This window comes from Chryseobacterium sp. MYb328, assembly GCF_037572595.1.
Classification (GTDB): Bacteria; Bacteroidota; Bacteroidia; order Flavobacteriales; family Weeksellaceae; genus Chryseobacterium; species Chryseobacterium pennae.
Map to the genome: position 1 here is coordinate 44,460 of NZ_JBBGZQ010000020.1, position 20,219 is coordinate 64,678.

Consider the following 20,219-nt stretch of genomic DNA (forward strand, 5'->3'; position numbering starts at 1 on the left):
ATGAACCTTTGTAAATACACATTTTTTTCATCATTTAAATACTATAATTAAGTTCAGAGTTTTAAAAGAATAAAGAAACGTTTATTTCAGTCATTAACCATGAAATAAGGTACCATTCAGATACCACAAATATTTATTTTGATGATGTTATATTTTTAAAACTATTGATTTGGATCATAAAAAGAGAACCGGGTAACCTCCTATATTTATCTCAGGCAAAAAAAGATGATAAACGGGCTGATAAAAGCGTTTGTGATATTTTACCGAAAAGCATAACGTGGTATGTATGTGGTACTCTGTTTTAATAGAATTTTAATCATTTTTTATTTCTTTGCCCTATATAAAAATGAATGGAAATTCATATGTATGAATTTTTAACCTGATCACTTAGTAAATACTGCTTGGAGTGTACATATTGTTGAATATTATTTATAAAAAATAAAGAGATTTTGAATGTGTGAAAATTATTTTATTCCCATGTAATTATTTATAAAACAAGGGTTTGTAAAAATAAAAAAGATTTCATACTGGTATACAAAGGATGTATATCAGAAATGAGTAGAGATGAGAACGTATTATGAAAAATAAAAAAACTGAACCGAACTTAGAGGATTTGAATCAGAAGATTCTTGTACAAGATGAAATTATGGCTTTAGCTAAAGCAAATTCTCCCCGTCTGCTTAACAAATTCAGATTGGTCTATCCGGATTTTTTCGACAAGTTATCTGCTATACAGCCTGGTCTTAAAAATTCCGAACTGATCTTTTGTATTTATCTTAAGCTCAATATGACGACAAAAGAAATAGCTACCTGTATTTTTGTCACACCCAAAGCGATACAAAACCGGAAAAACAGAATCAGAAAGAAACTCAATATTCCATCTGAATTAGATATTTACAAATGGTTTAATGAAAATTAAACCATTTTTTGTTTTTAAACTTCAATGACAGCTTTCTCCAAATCATGATAAAGTAGTATTTTCCAACTGTCTGCTCTGGCTTCACTTTCCCATAAAATTCTTAATTGCATTGCTTTTCTGCCATCAAAATCACTCTTGTAAGCCAAATGATATTTTAAATAAGACGCCTGAGGGAGATCATCTGCACCATAGAACACGGTTTCTTCATTCTCTGTGATCCAGAAAACCTGCATAAATGGAGTATGCCCACCCACGACTTCATATGATATTTCACTGGTAATCTGTCCCTTATCTTCATTCATCCAGATGATATTCGGTAACTGAATCAGTTGTTCCAAAATATTGAAATCAAAAGAAGGATTTCCTTTATTTTCCATTGCAAAATCCAGTTCACGTTTCTGGATATAGATCTGTGCATTGGGAAAAGTCGCCTCATAGCCATTATCGGTAAGTTTTACTGCACCATCAATGTGATCTTTATGGAGATGGGAGAGTAAGAGTTTGGTAACCTGTTCAGGTTGTATATTCTCTCTTTCCAGAATTTTCATCACCACAGATTGGCCTTCTTCATTTTTCCATCCAATACCTGCATCTAAAAGGATATAATCATTTTCAGTAATGATAAGAAAGGGCTGAACAGACATTTTAATGCCGGAAACAGTATTAAAGTTTTCGTTTGTTAAAAGTGTAAAATCTTTGGTTTTGCTGGCTGAAAAATTGCCTTCTTTAAGTGGTATGATTTTCATTCTGCAAATTTCCTGAATATTTCCAATATCCGAAAGGTTTTTCATCAATACCTAACATCGGCAGAAACAATGGAAACTGCTACCAATTATTCAGACCATTTTCCAATGCTTTCTCATAATTTTCCATATCAAAAGAATAGAGATCAGGAGATCTGTGAGCTCCTACACGTCTTTGCTCATCAAGTTTTTTTAAAACATTTAAGTTTTTGATCTTTCTGTAGAAGTTGCCTCGGTTAAGCGGCTTGCCTAATATCGCTTCATATAGTTTCTGTAGCTCAGGAAGGGTGAATTTTTCAGGCATAAGATTGTATCCGATTGGTTTGGAAGAAATCTTTTCCCGCAGGGTAAGCAATGCCTTTTCAATAATTTCACGGTGATCCATCCCAAATTCAATTTCAGGTAACTGGCGGAGATAAACCCATTCACAGGCTTCACTCACATCATCAGCTATGGGATTGATTTCAGAGGAATTATAAAGCGCATAATATCCCACAGAAACAAAACGCTGTTTTTGAAAAAGAGTTTCATCAAATTCCTCAAAATACAGCTGACTCCTGTTTTTTCTTCCAAAAACACCAAATTCTTCCAGGAATACATCAGTAACACCTGCACGGTCTTCCAGTACTCTTACTACTGCTTCATCCAGATCGTCATCTCTCCTTACATAGCCACCGGGCAGCAGCCACTGTTTTCTGTAATTCATTTTCACCAGCAATACTTTAAGCTCATTCTGATCAAAACCAAAAACAACCGGGTCTACTGAAATATGAGGAAGATAAAGTTCTTTTGCTTCAGCAGATTTCTGTAAGATCTGTTCCCTGGAATCCATATAATCCATAAAAATAAAATGTGTTACTACAAATGTAAAGATAAAATCGGATAATATTTTAAAAAACTCTTTACTGAAGCAGACTGTAAGCAAAACATTCTATAATACTAACAGCTTAAATCAATTATAATACTCTCCCTTTTTTATGAAAATCCCTACCTTTGAAGCCATTAAAAAGTATATCCAACTATTTAAATCATCAGGATATATTTCTATTCAATAAAAATTTTAAGATGCAGGTGAATTCTACCAACGGTATTTCCAGAACAGTGGTGTGGTTAATGGCTATTATTTCAGGACTTGTAGTAGCCAACAATTATTATAATCAGCCTTTACTGGCCCTGATCTCGGAGGACCTTAATGTCTCAGAAGCTGCAGCCAGTAAAATTTCTGTACTTACTCAAATAGGCTATGCACTGGGATTGTTACTGATCGTGCCGCTTGGAGATAAGTTTTTCCGTAAGAAATTAATTCTGATTGATCTTTTTCTTGTTTTTGGATCTCTGCTGTGGATGACCTTTGCTAACCAGCTGTGGATGTTGTATGCTGCCAGTTTATTGATTGGAGCTACTTCTGTAATTCCGCAACTCTTTGTTCCTATTGCAGCAGAACTTTCCTCAGATAAAGAAAAATCGGCCAATATCGGACTGGTGATGTCCGGACTTTTATTAGGGATCCTTCTTTCCCGTTTCATTGGAGGAATTGTAGGAGAAGTCTGGGGATGGAGAGCCATGTTCGGAATTGCTGCGGGATTGATGATTTTAGTCTGGTTAGCCGTTTACAAAATGCTTCCGGAGCTGCAGCCAAACTTCAAAGGTACCTATAAAGAATTAATGCGTTCCGTTGCTCATCTTGCCAAAACACAGCCTATTCTTCAGCTGGCATCTTTCCGTGGAGCTATGGCTTTCGGATCTATGTGTGCTTTATTTACGACATTGGTTTTCCATATGGAGAAACCGCCTTTTAATGCAGGTTCATCTGTGGTAGGAAGTTTTGGTCTTGCAGGAGCAGTAGGAGCATTGGCTGCAGCTAAAGTAGGGAAGCTTCAGAAATACATGGATATCAACCGTATTATACTGTATTCATTATTAATTCTCATAGGAAGCTGGGGATTCACTTATTTTGGAGGAGAAACCTATTGGGGATTGGTTGTAGGAGTAATCCTTGTAGACCTAGGAGTACAATCCAGCCATATTATGAATCAGACCAATTACTTTTTAATTAAATCAAATGCAGTTAACAGACTGAATACAGTCTATATGGTTTCTTATTTCATTGGAGGATCGCTGGGAACATGGCTGGCTTCCGTAGCCTGGCAGAAAGCACAATGGACAGGCGTTTGTGCGGTAGGAACTGCGTTTGGTATTTTAGCTTTGATTGCTCATGTTCTGTTTTGTAATAAAGTCAGTAAATCTTAAAAAAAGATACAGCGAAGATGAAGTTGCGTCTTTGTCTATTCCCAACAACTTCAAATAATAATTAAGGAACTTTATAAAATGACTTTTAGCATATTTTCAATATTGCAGGTGTTATTTAATGCATAATTAATTAAAAAAGCAATACTTTTAAGCAGTGAATTAGTTGAAAGAATTTTTAGTTGCATTAAATAAAGAACTTTTATTGAAACATAATGACAACTAAACCGTTACACAATTTCCATATTCCTGTGATGGGACTGGCTTATACTATAGACAGCCCAATCCGCGTTGCACAATATGGAATTTCTTCTGTGATTTCCATCATTGATGATGAGATTCTGGAAAAAATGAAAAACTTTTACAACAAAAAGTTTAATCTTGATTATTCAGGAATCTCAACAAAAACAGAGGATTACAGAGCCAAAAGGATTACTGCTTATCTGGACATGGTAGATGATATCGTGAATGAAAAATTCGAATCTTTCAAACAGGATATCAGTAAGAATAAAGAAGCCCTGAAAGACTTTGTGGCAATGTTACCCAATACTTCAGATCTGAAGAGCAGCCTTCAAAACCTTATTGTTCAAAAAGATAACTGGGGCGAGACTATCAAAAACTTTATTGAAACAAACCTTATACCGGGAAGTATTGACGTCAATATCATGACGAAAGTTGATAAAGACAATTATAAAAAGAATGAGCAGCTTCCTGTAATGTACAACGATGCCCATGCTTCACTCCGGGGATTTGCAAAGAGTAAATTATCTTCCTCTATGGTTCTTTCTGCCGGGATGAATCCACGCCTGTACAGCTATATGGAAGAATTCAATGATTTTTTTCCTGATGAAAACGGAATTCTGAAAAAGAAAATTATTCTTAAAGTGAGCGATTTTCGTTCTGCTATGATTCAGGGAAACTTCCTGGCTAAAAAAGGATTATGGGTTTCAGAATACAGGATAGAATCCGGATTAAACTGTGGTGGCCACGCATTTGCCACAGAAGGAATGCTTTTAGGACCTATTATGGAAGAATTCAGACAGAAAAAGAATGATCTGATCCAGTCTGCCCATACATTAATGAGCAATGCTCTAGCACAAAAAGGTAAACCCGCTGTCTCCAAACCTTTAGAAATGAAAATTACCGTACAGGGCGGGGTAGGAACTTCTGAAGAACATGAATTTTTACTGGCCCATTATAATGTAGACAGTGTAGGATGGGGATCTCCCTTTTTATTGGTTCCTGAAGCCACTTCTGTAGATACCGAAACCAGAAATCTTCTTTTAAAGGCTAAAGAAAAAGATTTTTACCTGAGTCAGATTTCTCCTTTGGGTGTTCCTTTCAATACGATAAAGGGAACTTCCAACGAATTACTAAAAGAGCAGAAAGAGGCTAAGGGAAAATACGGAAGCTCATGCCCGAAGAAACTATTGGCATTAAGCAAAGAATATTCTCCCGAAGGAACCTGTACAGCCTCCCGAAAATACCAGGATATTAAACTAAGTGAACTTTACACTCAGAAAGAGTCTCTCTCCACAGAAGAATTTGAGAAGAAAAAAACTGAAATTACAGATAAAGCCTGTCTTTGTGTAGGACTTGTGAACGCGGCTTATATGGAACAGGGAATGGAGATCAAAGGAGAAAAACAAGGGGTTGTCATCTGTCCGGGCCCGAATATCGCATTTTTTGACAAAGAAGTTTCTCTTTTGGAAATGGTCAAGCATATTTATGGAAACACCAACATTCTGCCTGATAACAACCGTCCCAATATGTTTATTAATGAGCTAAAAATGTATATAGACTATCTGAAAAAGGAAATAGCAGACACTTCTGTACAAATTACCCAATCTCAAACCAAAAAATGGAATGCATTCAAAAAGAATATGCTGGAGGGAGTAGAATATTATCATCATCTTTTTAATACATCATCTTTCTTCAAACAGGGATTAGAGACAATTAATCACCAGCTTCAAGAATATACACAAATGCTTACAGTACTTGAAATTCCTCAGACTGAAAAGTAGTTACAGCATGTTGGTAAACGCAAAGACGCAAGTTTTTTAATCAATAATATGGTAAAAAATATCTTTGTTACTCTTGCTGAAAATCTTTGATTTTCTATTGCCTTAAAATACACGTATACAGATAAAACTTGCACCTTTGCGTCAATCCAACAATTACAGCAGAACAGTCTTATATTAGGCTGTTTTTTAGTATAGCGTTCTACAAAATAAACGAGTAAGCATCGGCTTTTTCATTTATATTAACTATAGATTATATGGCTATTTTGAATAGTGAGGAAGGATAATATTCGCTACCTTAGATCTCAGTTAGTAAAATTATTTTTATGGAAAAAAGAAAGATTAAAAATACTGATTTAGAAGTGGTTCCTATTAATTTTGGAGGAAATGTTTTCGGATGGACACTGGATGAAAAACAATCCTTTGATATACTGGATCAGTTTACAGAGGCAGGATTCAATTTTATAGATACGGCAGATACGTATTCATGGTGGGTAAACGGAAGAGGCGGACAATCTGAAGAGATCATTGGAAAATGGATGAAAAGCCGTAATAACCGCAAGGATATTGTTCTGGCCACCAAAGTAGGTTCTGAAACCAAAGAACATGGCTATGATATCAGTAAAAAGCATATTCTGAAATCAGTGGATGAATCTCTGCAAAGACTTCAGACAGATCATATCGATCTTTATTATACGCATTTTGACGATCATACCACTCCCGTAGAAGAAACTCTTGCTGCCTATGATGAAATTATTAAAGCCGGAAAAGTGCGCTATATTGCAGCATCCAATCTTTCTCCGGAACGTTTAAAGGCATCCTTTGAAGCTTCTGAAAAGAACAATCTGCCTAAATATGTCGCACTACAGCCTCATTACAACCTATTGGAAAGAGAAGGATTTGAGAAGAACTACGCTCCTTTGGTAGAAGAATTTGATCTTAGTGTGTTTTCTTACTGGTCTCTTGCTGCAGGCTTCCTAACCGGAAAATACCGTGATGAAGCAGATCTTGCCAAAAGTGCAAGGGGGGAAGGCGTAAGAAAATATTTAAATACAAAAGGGCTTGGTGTATTAAAAGCATTGGATCAGGTGAGTGAAAAGCATCACAGTAACCAGGGAACTGTTGCTCTGTCATGGCTGTTATCCAATCCACTAGTTACCGCTCCAATTGTAAGTGCAACAAGTTCTTCACAGCTTCAAACATTATTCAATGTACCGAAGCTTGTGTTGGATCAGGAAGATATTGATTTGCTTAATCAAGTGAGTCTTTAATTTCAACCTTTCATTATTAGATAAAAAATAAATCCGTTCAGTATTTGAACGGATTTATTTTTTATCTAAATATTATAGTCATTTGGAGAGGTAATTATATCTTAATCCGAATACTCTTTCAACAGCTGTCTATAACTCATCAGAATAGAAGATTTGGAAATAAATCCGATAAAATCATTATTCTTGTTCACAACAGGAAGATTCCACACACCGGTGTCATCAAAAGTCTGAAGAATTTCCAGCGGTTTATTTTCAGGATAAACTATTGCCGGCGGAGTCTTCATGATTTGAGCAACCGTTTGTGAAGTATCCATTTCTTTGTTAAAAAGATAAGGCCTCACATCATCCAGTGTTAAAACACCTTTTAATGCTTTGGTATCATCCACTATGGCAAAAATATTTTTATTGCCATTCTTTACCAGTTCAAAAAGTTCTGTTACAGAAGCATTTTCCTGAATAGTCTGAGAATATTTATCAATAAAATCTTCTGTTCTTAAGGCAAAAAGCAGGTTTTTATCATGTTTATTGGTAAAAATTTTGCCTTCATCGGCAAGAGATTTCAGCTCCGGAGAAATAGGAGAGAACCATTTGGCGATAAGGTAAGAAATGATGGAAACAATCATCAGCGGGATAAAAAGATCATATCCGAAGCTGGATTCTGCAATCAGAAATATGGCTGTAAGCGGAGCATACATCACACCACTCATGGCTCCTGCCATTCCTACCAGTACAAGATTGGTAACCGGAACATCCGTAAATCCAATATGCTGACATACCAATGCAAATAAATATCCCACTGTTCCGCCTGCAAAAAGGGAAGGAGCAAAATTTCCTCCGTTTCCGCCACTGAATATTGTAAATGACGTAGCAAATGCTTTTAATAATAATACCAGGACTAAGAATATAATAATCGTCCAGTCACCAATTTCAAAGTATCTGAAGAGACTGTTTTCAATAATAGAATGGGTATTTCCGTTGGTAAAAGCTTTCACTGTATCATAGCCTTCTCCGAATAAAGGCGGAAACAATACACAAAGCAGAGACAGTACAGCACCCCCAAACATTGCTTTACGCATTTTTGAAAGCTGAAGTCCTTTTATAAAATGTTCCACTTTTTGAGAGATAATCACAAAATACCGGGCATAAAGCCCCGTTACAAGACCTAAAATAAGATAATATGGTAGATTTTTATAGTTAAAAGCTTCTCTGGTATAAAATCTGAAAAGAACATCTTCCTGAAGTAATACCCTTGATAAAAGACTTCCGCAAACCGCAGCAACCACCAATGGAATAAAGTCTGTAAAAACAACTCCGGTCAACAGAATTTCAAAGGCAAACATGATTCCGGCAATAGGAGCATTGAAGGCAGATGCAATTCCGGCAGTGGCTCCGGCAGCCAGCAATAATGTACGTTCTTTATAATTAAGTCTGTAAGTCTGTGCGTAATTGGATCCTATGGCCGCTCCGGTAACAGCAATGGGACTTTCCAATCCTGCAGACCCCCCTAATCCAACGGTGACTGCACTTTGAATCACCTGTGAATACATTTTTACAGAGGCTACAATACTTGAGTTTTGGGCAATTTCATAAAGAATAGCTCCAATACCTTTCCGATCCTGTCCTTTGAATAAGGTAAGAACTATCATCGTGGTTAAAACAATTCCTAAAAAAGGAAAAACGATATAGAATAGGATCTGATATTCAAAATGAACTTTATTGGTAATGAAATAATGAATATTATGTACCAATGTCTTCAAAATAACTCCAGCCAATCCTGCTGTACATCCTACAAGAATTCCGGAAAGCACAAGAAACTGGTTCCGGCTCAGTCTGTTGTTCAGCCAATGCAGAATAAGCTCATAACTGCGGGCTTTTTCCAGTCCATATTTCTGGAAATCTCTTTTAAATTTTAGAAAGCTTAGGTACTTTTTTTTGTTGTGAATTTTCACCTGGGAAGAATTTTAATGCGGGCTTCAATTTGAAACAGCTGTGTAAATTTATGCTTTTTTTTCAACTTATAAACTATCAACATCACGATGGAATAGGATAGCCTATGAAGCAGACTCCTGATATTTTTTTTTCAAATCACTGATAAAATAAGATGGTGTAATTCCTGTCTCCTTTTTAAAGATAACAGCAAAAACCTCCCTTGAAGAGAACCCACAGGCTTCTGCCAAATAACTTATCTTATATTCCCTATAAATGGGATTTTCGTAGAGTTTGGTAGTAATATAGTTGATTCTAAGGCTATTGATGTAATTGTTGTAATTTTTTCCCTTGTATTGTTTAATGACTTCAGATAGGTATCTCGTATTGGTCCCTAAGTCATTGGCAAGAGAGGTAAGGCTTACATCATTTTTAATGAACTTCTGGGACTTTTCAAATTTCTCCAACTTCAGGAATAGGATATTCATTGTTTCATCTGTAATTCCAATTCCTTTCTCAGCAATTGAAGATGATTCATTTTTTTCTGTAAGGCTATTTTTTTGGTTTGCCAGACGCCTAACAATTTCTTCATATTTTACCTTATGCTTCCTTTGATTTCTATTCCAAAGGAAAAGCCCAACACCAAGAATTATGATAAGTATTCCGATCAAAAGTAATATAATTCTCCTTGTGTTAGTAGTATGGATGTGATCTTTTTCTTTCATCATTTTTGTCACCGGAATACTAATTATTTTCTTTTCTGCATTTACAAGACTGTCATTAAGCTTGGAATAGAGATTCATATATTTCGTGGAAGCAGCTTTCTCTCCAAGTTCTACATATGATTTAAAGTAAACTTCATAGATATCCCGACGGATATAAGGTGAACTTACCTGCTTTTCTAATTTTTCTGCTGTAATGGCATATTGTATAGATCTATCATATTTCTTCTGATCATAATAAAACCAGGCAAACTCATTATATATTGTTACTTCAAGATTTTTATCAGAAGTATTTTCTTTATTCTGAAAAATTTTTAAGGCTTTTGAAAAGTAGATTTCCGCATCTTTAAGCCTATGAGAGGCAACACTTGTCTTTCCCAGATTGATATAAGATAAAGCAAGAATATGGTATCTTTTTGAAGCAAAGTTTTCATCATCATTGATTTTCATTGCACTTGCCAAACTCATTTTTTGATAGTGAATGACAGAATCAATGGGCATATTCACATGTGCTGCATAAGAGCCCATTCCAATATAAGTTATAGCTTTCAGGTAATTTCTATCGTTGGTTGACTTTATTCTATCTGTTATCTTTAAAGCTTTCTTGAATTCCTTGATGCTTTCATCATTGAGACCTAGTTCAGTATATGCTGAAGCCTTTAACCGATAGGTATTTGATAATACAATGTCATTTTTTGTTTCCATGGCCAGTTTTTCAACTTCTTCACCCATGTCTAGGATTTTCTTGAAATTACCCGTATCAAAATACCTCGCCATAAGAAGCGAGCCGCTTTCTAACATTCCATTCTTATATCCCATATTCTTAGAAGTACGAAAAATATCATTGGAAATAGCTATAGCCTGGTCAGGAGCAGTCCAAGATAAGTTCTTTACCTTTTCTATTTTAAAGTCAATCTGTGATGTAGTAAGCAAGGTATCGGATGACTGAGCATTGAAAATTCCGAAAATCAAACTACAGAAAAAGAGAATCGTGTTTTTCATCGAGTGTATTTTTTGAGCCCGCAAGAAAGTACTAATTTAACAATAAACATTAAAATAAGTGTAATATTTTCGGAAAACATTAAACAAAACACTGACGTAATCCACTATAAAACAATAATATATATCATTTTTCTTCCTAAACAAAAAACGTTGCATATTCAGAAAACATAACACCTACCATTTGTTCATTCTTTCATAAAAATCTAACATTACACCAGAAAAAAATAGGGTGATGCTGAAATATATAAAGGAAAAGAGACAATTGAGTAATGATGAGATGGAGTACGAGAAAAGTCTTTATTTCGATATTTACACTCTCGTATTGGTTTTTATTCTCGGATGCAATGTCATTCTTAATTTATTCTTTCTCTATGAACCAATCTATGCAGGAATTTTCTTTACCATAGCTCTCTTCATGCTGTGTACACTGTTGTGGCCAGATAGGATACGTTTCAACAAACATCTTCTAACCCTATTATTCTGGTTTTTAGGTTTAATGATTTTCTATTGTGATACCATCAGCGGAAATGAAGCCATGAACTATCTTTCCTACATATCAGTTACCATAGCTATTGCATTTTTTTTCGATTATGATAAGGATAAATATATCATATTTGTGCTGATAGGCACTTATATCATATTTTTTTTAATAAACATCATTACTGATTATTCTATATTTCCAACTCTCCAACAGCATTTTTCGCCTTTAGAATTATGGTACATTCGTGTCTATAAAGCTCTTGAAATCTCCTTTTGTACCTACGTAGGAATGCATATCATCCATAGAAAAGAAAGAATAATTATAAAATATTATATAGAAAAAGAAAGGTTGAATGATTTCATCAAAAAGACAGACAGAATTAGTTCTTCAAATGAGTTATATGAACTGGCAATGAGCAAGAATTCACTATTTATCACCTATTTCAAATCCGAGTTTCCTGACTTCTTTGAGAAAATCCTGTATACATGCCCTAGCTTGATTTCATCGGAATTAGAAATCTGTGCTTTACTTAAATTAAATCTCAGTACAAAAGAAATTGCAATAGCCACTAATGCAACCATTCGTGCTGTGGAAAATAAAAAATACAGAATACGTAAGAAATTCAACCTTACTTCAGAAACAGATTTGAATTTGCATATAATTAATTCTTTTTAATAATATATTAATTTTCAACATGTTAAAACAAACAAGTAGATGTGAGTACCCCTGAAAGTAGATATGGAGACCTATTTTTTACGATTCCTTCTCAGTTCGTTTTAATATTGCAGTGGATTTAAGAAATCAATTGAGTCTTTCTTAAAATCAAAACACAAATGTCATTTATAAGTGCTGGGGATAAACTCCTCAGCCCCCTTTTGGGGAGCATGACTGGAAGCAAACATAAACTTAAAATACTATAAAAATGAAAAAAATTAATTTAATTACTATTCTGTTGGGAGCTTTTACATTCGCTCAGGTTGGAATTAATACATCCAGTCCGCAAGGTACATTTCATGTAGATGGAGCCAAAGATAATCCATCTGTAGATAATCCCTCTAACCTTCAGCAGAGTAATGATTTTATTGTGATGCCCAATGGAAATATAGGAGTAGGCACCACAACTCCTAATGCCTATGCTAAAATGGATATATTGGCCAGTGATAAAGGTATTCTTGCGCCAAGAGTTAATCTTCAGAGCATTACTTATGATTTGAATGCAGATAGTGATAATAATGTATCAAACCAACCAGCAGGGCTGCTCGTTTATAACACAGGTAGCAGTCTGGAAGCGGGATATTATTTCTGGAATGGCTCTGAATGGAGGTTATTTTCAAACGTAGGCGGAAATAATGGAAGCATTACTTCTTATGCACAGGTAAATTTTGAACATTATGCCACTACCGGAACAGGAGCTGGTCCTAATGGGGGATTAGCAACCATTTTACCAGGAGGTGTCAATATTGCTAGAGTAAAAAGACTTCATGAATCTGTATTCAGGATTGATTTTCTGGTGCCATTTAAGGATGGTAATTATATTGTTTCTGGTGCCTTATGGGAACCTAGACAATGGAATCGTGATAATGCCCAGCCATTTTTGTATGCTCCAAATCTTGTAAGTCAAAGCGGTGCAGTTTTAGCCACAGCAATTGCCAACGATACGGATACCAACCCTACAAATCCTACAAACACATCTTATAATCTCGCTCCAAGGCAATCCATACAACGAGAGGGGTTTGATGTATGGATAGTAAAATATCCAACCCATTTTTATATTGTAGAAGGAATAGGAGCATTTCCACTTGCCGGTGCAGCTCTAAGTATCACCAGATAAAATCAATCTATTTTATAGTTAACTAAAAAGAGTCTTCCAAATGGAGGGCTTTTGTTTTTAAGTGTCCGTTCTGAAATAAGTTAAAAATTGAACAGATTAATGATAATCTTTAACGAGCTTCATCCACTATTTCTAAAATTCCGGCTGCAATCCAAACCAATCGCTTTGAAGAAATAGAGTTGTTGTTTTATCAAAGTTTAGGAAGATCCGTTTTCTGTATTTCTTTTCAGATAAAGGATTATCCTGATGACTATTGCAGAAAAATACAAGATTAATATTGTAGATACTGTCCCTCATTTTGTATTGGCTTCTGAAAAATTTGTTTCTATTATTCCCGGTGCCAGTAAACCGAACCAGGTACAGGATAGTGTGAAAGCAGAAGGCCTGATCTATGAAAAGGCCCAAGTCCCTTTTTAGTCCCTTTTATTCTCAAGATTATTTATTTGACGTTCAAAATTTCTTCAAAATTTAATCTTAGATTTATCGCATGAAAATTCTAATTGTTGAAGACGAAGCAGAACTCTCCAAAAGTATTTCCGAATATTTATCTTTGGAAAATTACCTCTGTGAAAATGCAGTTACCTTCAGTGAAGCCATAAATAAAATAGAAATGTTCGACTATGACTGTATCTTACTGGATATTATGCTTCCTGATGGGAATGGTCTTAAGATTCTGGAGGAATTAAAAAAGCGAAATAAGGAGGATGGTGTTATTATTATTTCTGCCAAAAATGCTCTGGATGACAAGATTGAAGGTCTGAAGCTGGGAGCTGATGATTATCTTACCAAGCCTTTTCACCTTTCTGAGCTTATGGCAAGGGTGTATTCCATTATCCGTAGAAAGCAGTTCAGCAGTTCTAATGTGGTCAGACAAAATGAACTTCAGATCGACCTTCTGGCGAAAACGGTAGCCGTGAATGATGAAACTGTTTCTTTAACCAAAAAAGAATTTGACCTTTTAATCTATTTTATAGGAAATAAAAACAAAGTAATCTCTAAAAGTACACTGGCAGAACATCTTTCCGGTGATTTTGCTGATATGCTTGATAATCATGATTTTGTATACGCCCATGTGAAAAACCTTAAGAAAAAACTATATGATGCAGGTTGTGAACATTATTTGAAGACTGTATATGGAACGGGGTATAAATGGGAAGCGTAGGTTAGAAAGTATATTCCTGCTATGATTGAAAGGATACAGATGACAGTCTATTTTCAAATTTTTACCCCTTAAATAAAATGCTAAATTGCAAAGAGTAAAAACGATTCAAACGATCAGCTTTAAACCTTGAACCATACAATTTGAAACCTCTACTAAGCAAAACCACCAAACCTTTTATTATCTATGTACTTATTGTTCTGATGATAAGTATTCCCGTGTATTATTTTGTAGTGGACTCCATTTGGCAGAATGAACTGGATGAGCATAATCAGATTATTGTAGAGAAAACGGCTTATAAATTCAATCATTTAAAGCTTTCTGATGAAAATCTGGAACGGAGTATCGATCTTTGGAACCATATTCAGCCCGAAACAGATATTGAAAGAATCACCCAGAACCAGATAAGGAAAGACAGCGTTTATATTTCGGAAAAACATCTGCCATTTATTTCCGAACAAAAAAAAGAACGCTACCGATGCCTGAAAAAGGTCGTGTATATCCATGGAAAACCTTATCTGTTTACAGTAGAGACCAATATTGAAGAGTCTCATGAAACAATTGGTATCATTGCGATGATCACGATATTCTTCTTTGTGGTCATTTTGGTAGGGCTTCTTTACCTGAACAGGAAGTTTTCTGCATCCATCTGGAAACCTTTCAGGGATACGCTTAATCAGCTCAAAACTTTTAACCTTAACAATCAAAGTAAAATTGAATTTCCAACTTCTGACACTATGGAATTTCAAGAGCTGAATCAATCTGTTCAAAAGCTGATAGAACGTAATATCTCTGTCTATAAAAGCCAGAAAGAGTTTACTGAAAATGCATCCCATGAACTGCAGACTCCATTAGCTATCATTAAAAATAAACTGGATCTTTTGCTACAGGATCAGGATCTTACTGAAAAACAGTATGAGATTGTTGAGGATATGAACAAAGCACTTACAAGAAGTTCCCGTATTAATAAAAATCTGTTATTACTTGCTAAAATAGATAATCATCAGTTTGATAATTCTGAAACTATTTCATTTGACCAGATGCTTCTTCAAAGTATTGATATTCTTGAGGAACATTTTGAACAGAAAAACATATCTGTAGAGAAAAATATAATCCCTATTAAGGTAAATGGAAACAGCAGCCTTACAGAGATTATGATAAATAATCTTATCATCAATGCGATCCGCCATACTGCTTTTGGAGGCACAATTTCTATTCAATTAACGAATTCTGTGTTCGAAGTTTCTAATTCAGGAACTCAACAGCTGAATGGAGAATTATTATTTAAAAGGTTTTCAAAATTATCTGCGGATACTAATGGAAGCGGACTTGGTTTATCTATTATCCAGGAAATCTGCAAATTTCATCACTGGACAATCAATTACAGATTCGAAAATGGGCATCATATTTTTTCTGTTAGTTTATTATTTTCTTAACATTTAAATTTAAAAAATTCAAAATTAATTCTAAATCGGAGGGCATCTTTGTACTGAAAATATTAGGTACTGAAGTGTAAATTTTATTTAGAAATGATTTTAAAAATTGCTTTTTTATTCGCAGGAACTATTCTTGCATTCTGGATCAGCGCTATCTGTGGAGGTGGTGCAAGCCTTATTCTGATTCCGATCCTGAATCTTTTGCTTCCTACCTCACTGATTCCTTTTTCTCTAACGATTGGAACCTTTACAAGTTCAGCTTCCCGAATTGCTGTATTTAAACAACATATTAACTGGAAGATATTTTTATGGTTTGTTCCGTTTTCTATTCCGGCTGTTCTGTTGGGTGCCTATCTGATTAAATATGTAAACCCCAATTATCTGCAACTAATGGTAGCATTCTTCCTGATCGCCAATCTGCCGCAGCTTTTTGCTTCTAAAAATAAAATTGAAGAAACAGGAAAAGAATATCCAAAATCAGCATTGGCTCTTATTGGTTTCTCTGCAGGTTTTATTTCGGGGATTACAGGAGCTGTAGGATTGCTTTTTAACCGTTTTTACTTAAAATTCGGACTTAAAAAAGAGGAAATTGTAGCAACCCGTGCGGCTAATGAAATTTTTCTTCATCTTATTAAACTTATCATTTATATTTCATTAGGGCTATATTCCAATACTGCTCTTTGGTTAGGAATTGCGATTGCAGTAGCCGCTATTCTTTCTTCTTATACCGTGAAATATATTCTGCCGCATCTGAGTGAAAACCTGTTTAAAAAGATAGGGTATGGGGCTATGGTTGTTTCCGGGATCACTTTAATGATAAGTACTTCAGGAAAGATTATCCAGAGCAGGATCAGATTGTGATTAATTCTTCATCCACTGGGCATAAAAATGTTTATACAATGTCCTGGAGAAACACCCGGATGGTTCTTGAATATAAAGGTCAAGAAGGAATAGAAATAGAGAAAAATGTACAGCCTGAGGAACTGTCCGGAAATCTGAAAGAAAAGTATCATACCCTCATAGAACATTATGATGAGGTTCATATTGAAAAAGTATATGTATTAGGAAAGAAGACCTCTCATGAGTTTTATTGTTATAAAGGCAATGTGCTTACAAAATTCAAAGCTTAATAATATATTCTGAATTATAAAATATAGATACACAGTGTTTTACCATGGAGTTTTTCGCAGATTGATACAATTTATCCTTCTGAATATTATAACCCAATAAGAAAATAAATACAATGAGAACGGCAAATAAAGTAGCAGCAGTCACTATCCTTTTCTGGCTTATGAAAATTGTAGCGACCACTTTAGGAGAGACCCTTGGTGATTTTATTTCCATGACCCTGAATTTGGGTTACACGAAAGGAATCCTCATTACCTTATTCTTTTTCATCTTTATATTATCAATACAACTCAGCGTCAAAAAATATATCCCGGCTGTGTACTGGTTGGTTATCATCGCAACAACCACACTGGGAACGGAAATTTCAGATTTTATTGACAGAACATTGAAAGCCGGATATTTAACAGGAAGCCTGATACTTCTTTCCGGGCTTTTACTTTCGCTTTTTTTATGGTATAAAAAGTATCGTAATCTTGAGGTATTCCCCCTATTTGAAAGAAATAAAGAATTCTATTACTGGACCGCTATATTATTCTCCAATAGCCTTGGAACTGCATTTGGGGATTTTTTGAGTGATAATTTAGGACTTGGATATATGACCGGAGCTTTGATTACCGGACTGATCATTCTGATTGTTGTACTGCTCCATTATTTTACAAAGATCAATCATGTGGTTTTGTTTTGGATCGCCTTTGTATTGACCAGACCGTTTGGAGCTACTTTTGGAGACCTTTTGACTAAACCTCTTACAAAAGGAGGTCTTGATCTGGGAACAATCAATGCTTCCTTGGTATCTCTAGCCTTAATGATCGTAATGATTTTTATTTCGCAAAGAAAACAAATTAACGAACCTAATCTTCAAAACTGAAATTTTATACAATAAGTAATTAAAGCCCCAATTATAATGAACAGATCAAAATTTTTACTTTTCCCAACCGTTGCTATTTCTTCTATGGTGACCGCACAAGTAAGTTCAGTCACTTTTTCCGGAAAAGTAACTACTAAGGATAAGGAAGCCATTCCTTATTCCAATATAATTTTAAAAAAGGAAAAAGATACAGCATTTGTTGCCGGAACAATTACCAATGAAGAGGGAAGGTTTTCTATTAGCGGAGTTAAACCAGATCATTACTTACTGGAGGCTTCCATCGCAGGATATAATACGCATAAACAATCTGTTTTTATTGGAGGCCTTTCTGAGTTTTTAGAAATTCCGCCGATAGAACTCAATCAAAAACAAAAAAAAGAAACAACAATTGAAGAAGTCGTTATATCTGCTTCTAAAAAAAATGAACTGGATAACAAACTTGATAAAAAAACCTATTCTGTAGCGGATAATATCAGCCAAAGTGGAGGATCAGTATTGCAGAGTATGCAGAATCTTCCCGGGATTACTGTACAGGACGGAAAAGTACAATTGAGAGGAAATGATAAGGTAACCGTTCTTATTGATGGTAAGCAGACCGCCCTTACGGGATTTGGAAGCCAGACCGGACTTGATAATATTCCGTCTTCAGCCATTGAGAAGATTGAGATTATCAACAATCCTTCTTCAAAGTATGATGCCAACGGAAATGCTGGAATCATCAATATTATCATGAAGAAAAACAAACAGAATGGCTGGAACGGAAAAATAGGGTTTACAGCAGGTCTGGGCTCATTGTGGGTAAGAAAAGACAACTTGCCAACCATCAGGCCTCAATATACACTGACTCCAAAAATTAATCCGTCTCTTTCTCTTAATTACAGAAAAAATAAGATCAATCTATTTCTACAGGCTGATAATTTATACACAGAAACTCTCAATAAAAATGAATTTGTAACCCGTAATTACGATAACGGAACGGTTATTAACTCTCAATTGAAAAGAAACAGAAATACCAACTTCTTTAACACAAAAGCAGGATTAGACTGGAATATTGACGCCCAGAATACTTTAACTATTTCAGGAATGTACGGAAGTGAAAAAATTATAGATCGTGGAGATCAGCCATTTTTCAATGGAGATAAGTCTCAGCGCCTTCGTTTGTGGCAATTTCTGGAAGATGAGCTGAAAACGACCATAATGGGGAGTGCTTCTTATCAGCATAAATTTAAAGAAGCAGGTCATTTATTAAATGTTGGATTCAATTATACTTTTCACAGGGAGGATGAAAAATATTTCTATGATAATTATTTACCGGCATCTACCGGAACTGATGCTTTCAAACTCTTATCAGATGAACAGGTTTATGATTTCAATGTAGATTATATAAAACCTTTAAAATATGGCAGAATTGAAACAGGTATTAAACTGAGAAGCAGAAGTATTCCTACCAATATGAACTTTATTCCCGGAACAAATTCAGTATTGGATGCATCTGCCGGTGGTAAAGCTGACTATAAAGAATTTATTCCTGCTGTTTATGGAAACTATATTTTTGAGGATGAAAAATGGGAGGCTGAGCTTGGGCTAAGGCTGGAATATGTAAGAATTGAATATGATGTGAATCCTAATCATCCAACGTATAAAAGTGATGGATACCATTATACTCAGCCATTTCCCAATTTTAGACTAGCCTATAAACTGAATGACCATAACAAGTTTTCAGTGTTCTATAACAGGAGAGTAGACCGTCCGAATGAAGTGGATATCAGAATATTTCCAAAATATGATGATGCCGAAATCATTAAGGTTGGAAATCCTGCATTAAGGCCACAATTTACCAACTCTATTGAATTGGGATATAAATATAATTGGGATAATGGATATTTATATTCTGCCATATATCATCGCTTTGCCAATGGTACAATTACCCGGATCTCGAGTATTGTACCAGGCAGTAATCTGATCTATGCGATTTTTCAAAATGCCGGTAAAAGCTATAATACAGGATTAGAAGCAATCTGGAATCAAAAGGTTTCGGATGTCTACTCATTCAATATCAATGGAAATATCTATCGTAACCAGATCAATGCATTTACAGTTCAAAATCTATATCCTCAGCCTAATATATTTTCAGCAGACAGGCAGAACGCTGTTTCCGGAAATATCAAGGTGAATAACATCTTTCGTTTTTCAAAAGGACTGAATATTCAGCTTACAGCTGTTTATCTGGCCCCGGATGTTATTCCTCAGGGAAAAATAAAAGAAAGGTTCACCATGGATATTGGGTTGAAAAAAGCAATTCAGAAAGGAAAAGGGGAGCTTTTCTTAAATGCCTCTGATCTCCTCAACACAATGGTTATTAAGAAAAATATTCAAGGGATGGGGTTTGCATATACCAGCAATGATTATTATGAAACCCAGGTTGTAAGACTGGGATACAGCTATAAGTTTTAATATAAAACAAT

17 protein-coding genes are annotated in these 20,219 nt (G+C 35.1%); 13 read left to right on the forward strand and 4 right to left on the reverse strand.

Going from position 1 to position 20,219, the window contains the following annotated elements; all coding sequences use genetic code 11:
- Positions 1-577: 577 nt before the first annotated feature.
- Complete coding sequence (locus WH267_RS18080) at positions 578-919, forward strand: helix-turn-helix transcriptional regulator (RefSeq protein WP_115972877.1); 342 nt, start codon at positions 578-580, stop codon at positions 917-919.
- 14 nt (positions 920-933) lie between these two features.
- Here the strand turns inward: WH267_RS18080 and WH267_RS18085 are convergent, their stop codons facing one another.
- Both WH267_RS18085 and WH267_RS18090 read right to left on the reverse strand, forming a co-directional pair.
- A complete protein-coding gene (locus WH267_RS18085; RefSeq protein ID WP_340010082.1) occupies positions 934-1,665 on the reverse strand; it encodes an MBL fold metallo-hydrolase in 732 nt (243 codons plus the stop codon).
- A gap of 79 nt (positions 1,666-1,744) precedes the next feature.
- The gene (locus WH267_RS18090; RefSeq protein WP_310473122.1) at positions 1,745-2,503 is read right to left on the reverse strand and encodes an NUDIX hydrolase; all 759 of its coding nucleotides are present in this window, start codon (positions 2,501-2,503) and stop codon (positions 1,745-1,747) included.
- 224 nt (positions 2,504-2,727) lie between these two features.
- Here WH267_RS18090 and WH267_RS18095 point away from each other — a divergent pair, with 224 nt between their 5' ends.
- The 3 genes from WH267_RS18095 (at position 2,728) to WH267_RS18105 (ending at position 7,201) form a co-directional block, all read left to right on the forward strand.
- Entirely contained in the window at positions 2,728-3,912 is a 1,185-nt protein-coding gene (locus tag WH267_RS18095; protein WP_115972878.1) for an MFS transporter, read from the forward strand.
- Positions 3,913-4,124: 212 nt separating this feature from the next.
- The gene (locus WH267_RS18100; protein WP_340010083.1) at positions 4,125-5,933 is read left to right on the forward strand and encodes a hypothetical protein; all 1,809 of its coding nucleotides are present in this window, start codon (positions 4,125-4,127) and stop codon (positions 5,931-5,933) included.
- 323 nt (positions 5,934-6,256) lie between these two features.
- Positions 6,257-7,201 (forward strand): aldo/keto reductase, encoded by a 945-nt coding sequence (locus WH267_RS18105; protein WP_340010084.1) that lies wholly within the window; start codon positions 6,257-6,259, stop codon positions 7,199-7,201.
- Between the two features lie 101 nt (positions 7,202-7,302).
- Here WH267_RS18105 and WH267_RS18110 read toward each other — a convergent pair whose 3' ends face one another.
- Together WH267_RS18110 and WH267_RS18115 are read right to left on the reverse strand one after the other, a co-directional pair.
- Positions 7,303-9,150 (reverse strand): chloride channel protein, encoded by a 1,848-nt coding sequence (locus tag WH267_RS18110; RefSeq protein ID WP_340010085.1) that lies wholly within the window; start codon positions 9,148-9,150, stop codon positions 7,303-7,305.
- A 102-nt stretch (positions 9,151-9,252) separates the two neighbouring features.
- Complete coding sequence (locus tag WH267_RS18115) at positions 9,253-10,851, reverse strand: AraC family transcriptional regulator (protein ID WP_340010086.1); 1,599 nt, start codon at positions 10,849-10,851, stop codon at positions 9,253-9,255.
- Between the two features lie 232 nt (positions 10,852-11,083).
- Between WH267_RS18115 and WH267_RS18120 the strand changes: the two genes are divergently transcribed.
- The 9 genes from WH267_RS18120 to WH267_RS18160 all read left to right on the forward strand — a co-directional run bounded on the left by WH267_RS18120 (position 11,084) and on the right by WH267_RS18160 (position 20,208).
- Entirely contained in the window at positions 11,084-12,007 is a 924-nt protein-coding gene (locus WH267_RS18120) for a helix-turn-helix transcriptional regulator (RefSeq protein WP_340010087.1), read from the forward strand.
- Positions 12,008-12,254: 247 nt separating this feature from the next.
- On the forward strand, positions 12,255-13,163 hold the full coding sequence (locus tag WH267_RS18125; RefSeq protein WP_340010088.1) for a hypothetical protein: 909 nt from the start codon (positions 12,255-12,257) through the stop codon (positions 13,161-13,163).
- Between the two features lie 246 nt (positions 13,164-13,409).
- Positions 13,410-13,580, forward strand: a complete 171-nt coding sequence (locus tag WH267_RS18130) for a hypothetical protein (RefSeq protein WP_340010089.1) — start codon at positions 13,410-13,412, stop codon at positions 13,578-13,580.
- 70 nt (positions 13,581-13,650) lie between these two features.
- Complete coding sequence (locus WH267_RS18135; RefSeq protein WP_340010090.1) at positions 13,651-14,325, forward strand: response regulator transcription factor; 675 nt, start codon at positions 13,651-13,653, stop codon at positions 14,323-14,325.
- A 140-nt stretch (positions 14,326-14,465) separates the two neighbouring features.
- A complete protein-coding gene (locus WH267_RS18140; RefSeq protein WP_340010091.1) occupies positions 14,466-15,758 on the forward strand; it encodes a PorY family sensor histidine kinase in 1,293 nt (430 codons plus the stop codon).
- Positions 15,759-15,851: 93 nt separating this feature from the next.
- Positions 15,852-16,619: a sulfite exporter TauE/SafE family protein gene (locus WH267_RS18145; RefSeq protein ID WP_340010092.1), complete on the forward strand. Its 768-nt coding sequence runs from the start codon at positions 15,852-15,854 to the stop codon at positions 16,617-16,619.
- 38 nt (positions 16,620-16,657) lie between these two features.
- Positions 16,658-16,888 carry a hypothetical protein gene (locus WH267_RS18150; protein ID WP_340010093.1) on the forward strand — a complete coding sequence of 77 codons (231 nt, stop codon included), beginning with the start codon at positions 16,658-16,660 and terminating at the stop codon, positions 16,886-16,888.
- 113 nt (positions 16,889-17,001) lie between these two features.
- Entirely contained in the window at positions 17,002-17,754 is a 753-nt protein-coding gene (locus WH267_RS18155) for a COG4705 family protein (protein ID WP_115972885.1), read from the forward strand.
- Between the two features lie 36 nt (positions 17,755-17,790).
- Positions 17,791-20,208, forward strand: coding sequence for a TonB-dependent receptor domain-containing protein (locus WH267_RS18160; protein WP_340010094.1), 2,418 nt, complete (start codon positions 17,791-17,793; stop codon positions 20,206-20,208).
- Positions 20,209-20,219: the final 11 nt, after the last annotated feature.

What these genes read in the sequence shown, in the direction of transcription:
- WH267_RS18080 (WP_115972877.1), top strand. Translation starts at nt 578, where the DNA reads ATGAAAAATAAAAAAACTGAACCGAACTTAGAGGATTTGAATCAGAAG.
- WH267_RS18085 (WP_340010082.1), bottom strand. Translation starts at nt 1,665, where the DNA reads ATGAAAATCATACCACTTAAAGAAGGCAATTTTTCAGCCAGCAAAACC.
- WH267_RS18090 (WP_310473122.1), bottom strand. Translation starts at nt 2,503, where the DNA reads ATGGATTATATGGATTCCAGGGAACAGATCTTACAGAAATCTGCTGAA.
- WH267_RS18095 (WP_115972878.1), top strand. Translation starts at nt 2,728, where the DNA reads ATGCAGGTGAATTCTACCAACGGTATTTCCAGAACAGTGGTGTGGTTA.
- WH267_RS18100 (WP_340010083.1), top strand. Translation starts at nt 4,125, where the DNA reads ATGACAACTAAACCGTTACACAATTTCCATATTCCTGTGATGGGACTG.
- WH267_RS18105 (WP_340010084.1), top strand. Translation starts at nt 6,257, where the DNA reads ATGGAAAAAAGAAAGATTAAAAATACTGATTTAGAAGTGGTTCCTATT.
- WH267_RS18115 (WP_340010086.1), bottom strand. Translation starts at nt 10,851, where the DNA reads ATGAAAAACACGATTCTCTTTTTCTGTAGTTTGATTTTCGGAATTTTC.
- WH267_RS18120 (WP_340010087.1), top strand. Translation starts at nt 11,084, where the DNA reads ATGCTGAAATATATAAAGGAAAAGAGACAATTGAGTAATGATGAGATG.
- WH267_RS18125 (WP_340010088.1), top strand. Translation starts at nt 12,255, where the DNA reads ATGAAAAAAATTAATTTAATTACTATTCTGTTGGGAGCTTTTACATTC.
- WH267_RS18130 (WP_340010089.1), top strand. Translation starts at nt 13,410, where the DNA reads ATGACTATTGCAGAAAAATACAAGATTAATATTGTAGATACTGTCCCT.
- WH267_RS18135 (WP_340010090.1), top strand. Translation starts at nt 13,651, where the DNA reads ATGAAAATTCTAATTGTTGAAGACGAAGCAGAACTCTCCAAAAGTATT.
- WH267_RS18145 (WP_340010092.1), top strand. Translation starts at nt 15,852, where the DNA reads ATGATTTTAAAAATTGCTTTTTTATTCGCAGGAACTATTCTTGCATTC.
- WH267_RS18150 (WP_340010093.1), top strand. Translation starts at nt 16,658, where the DNA reads ATGTCCTGGAGAAACACCCGGATGGTTCTTGAATATAAAGGTCAAGAA.
- WH267_RS18155 (WP_115972885.1), top strand. Translation starts at nt 17,002, where the DNA reads ATGAGAACGGCAAATAAAGTAGCAGCAGTCACTATCCTTTTCTGGCTT.
- WH267_RS18160 (WP_340010094.1), top strand. Translation starts at nt 17,791, where the DNA reads ATGAACAGATCAAAATTTTTACTTTTCCCAACCGTTGCTATTTCTTCT.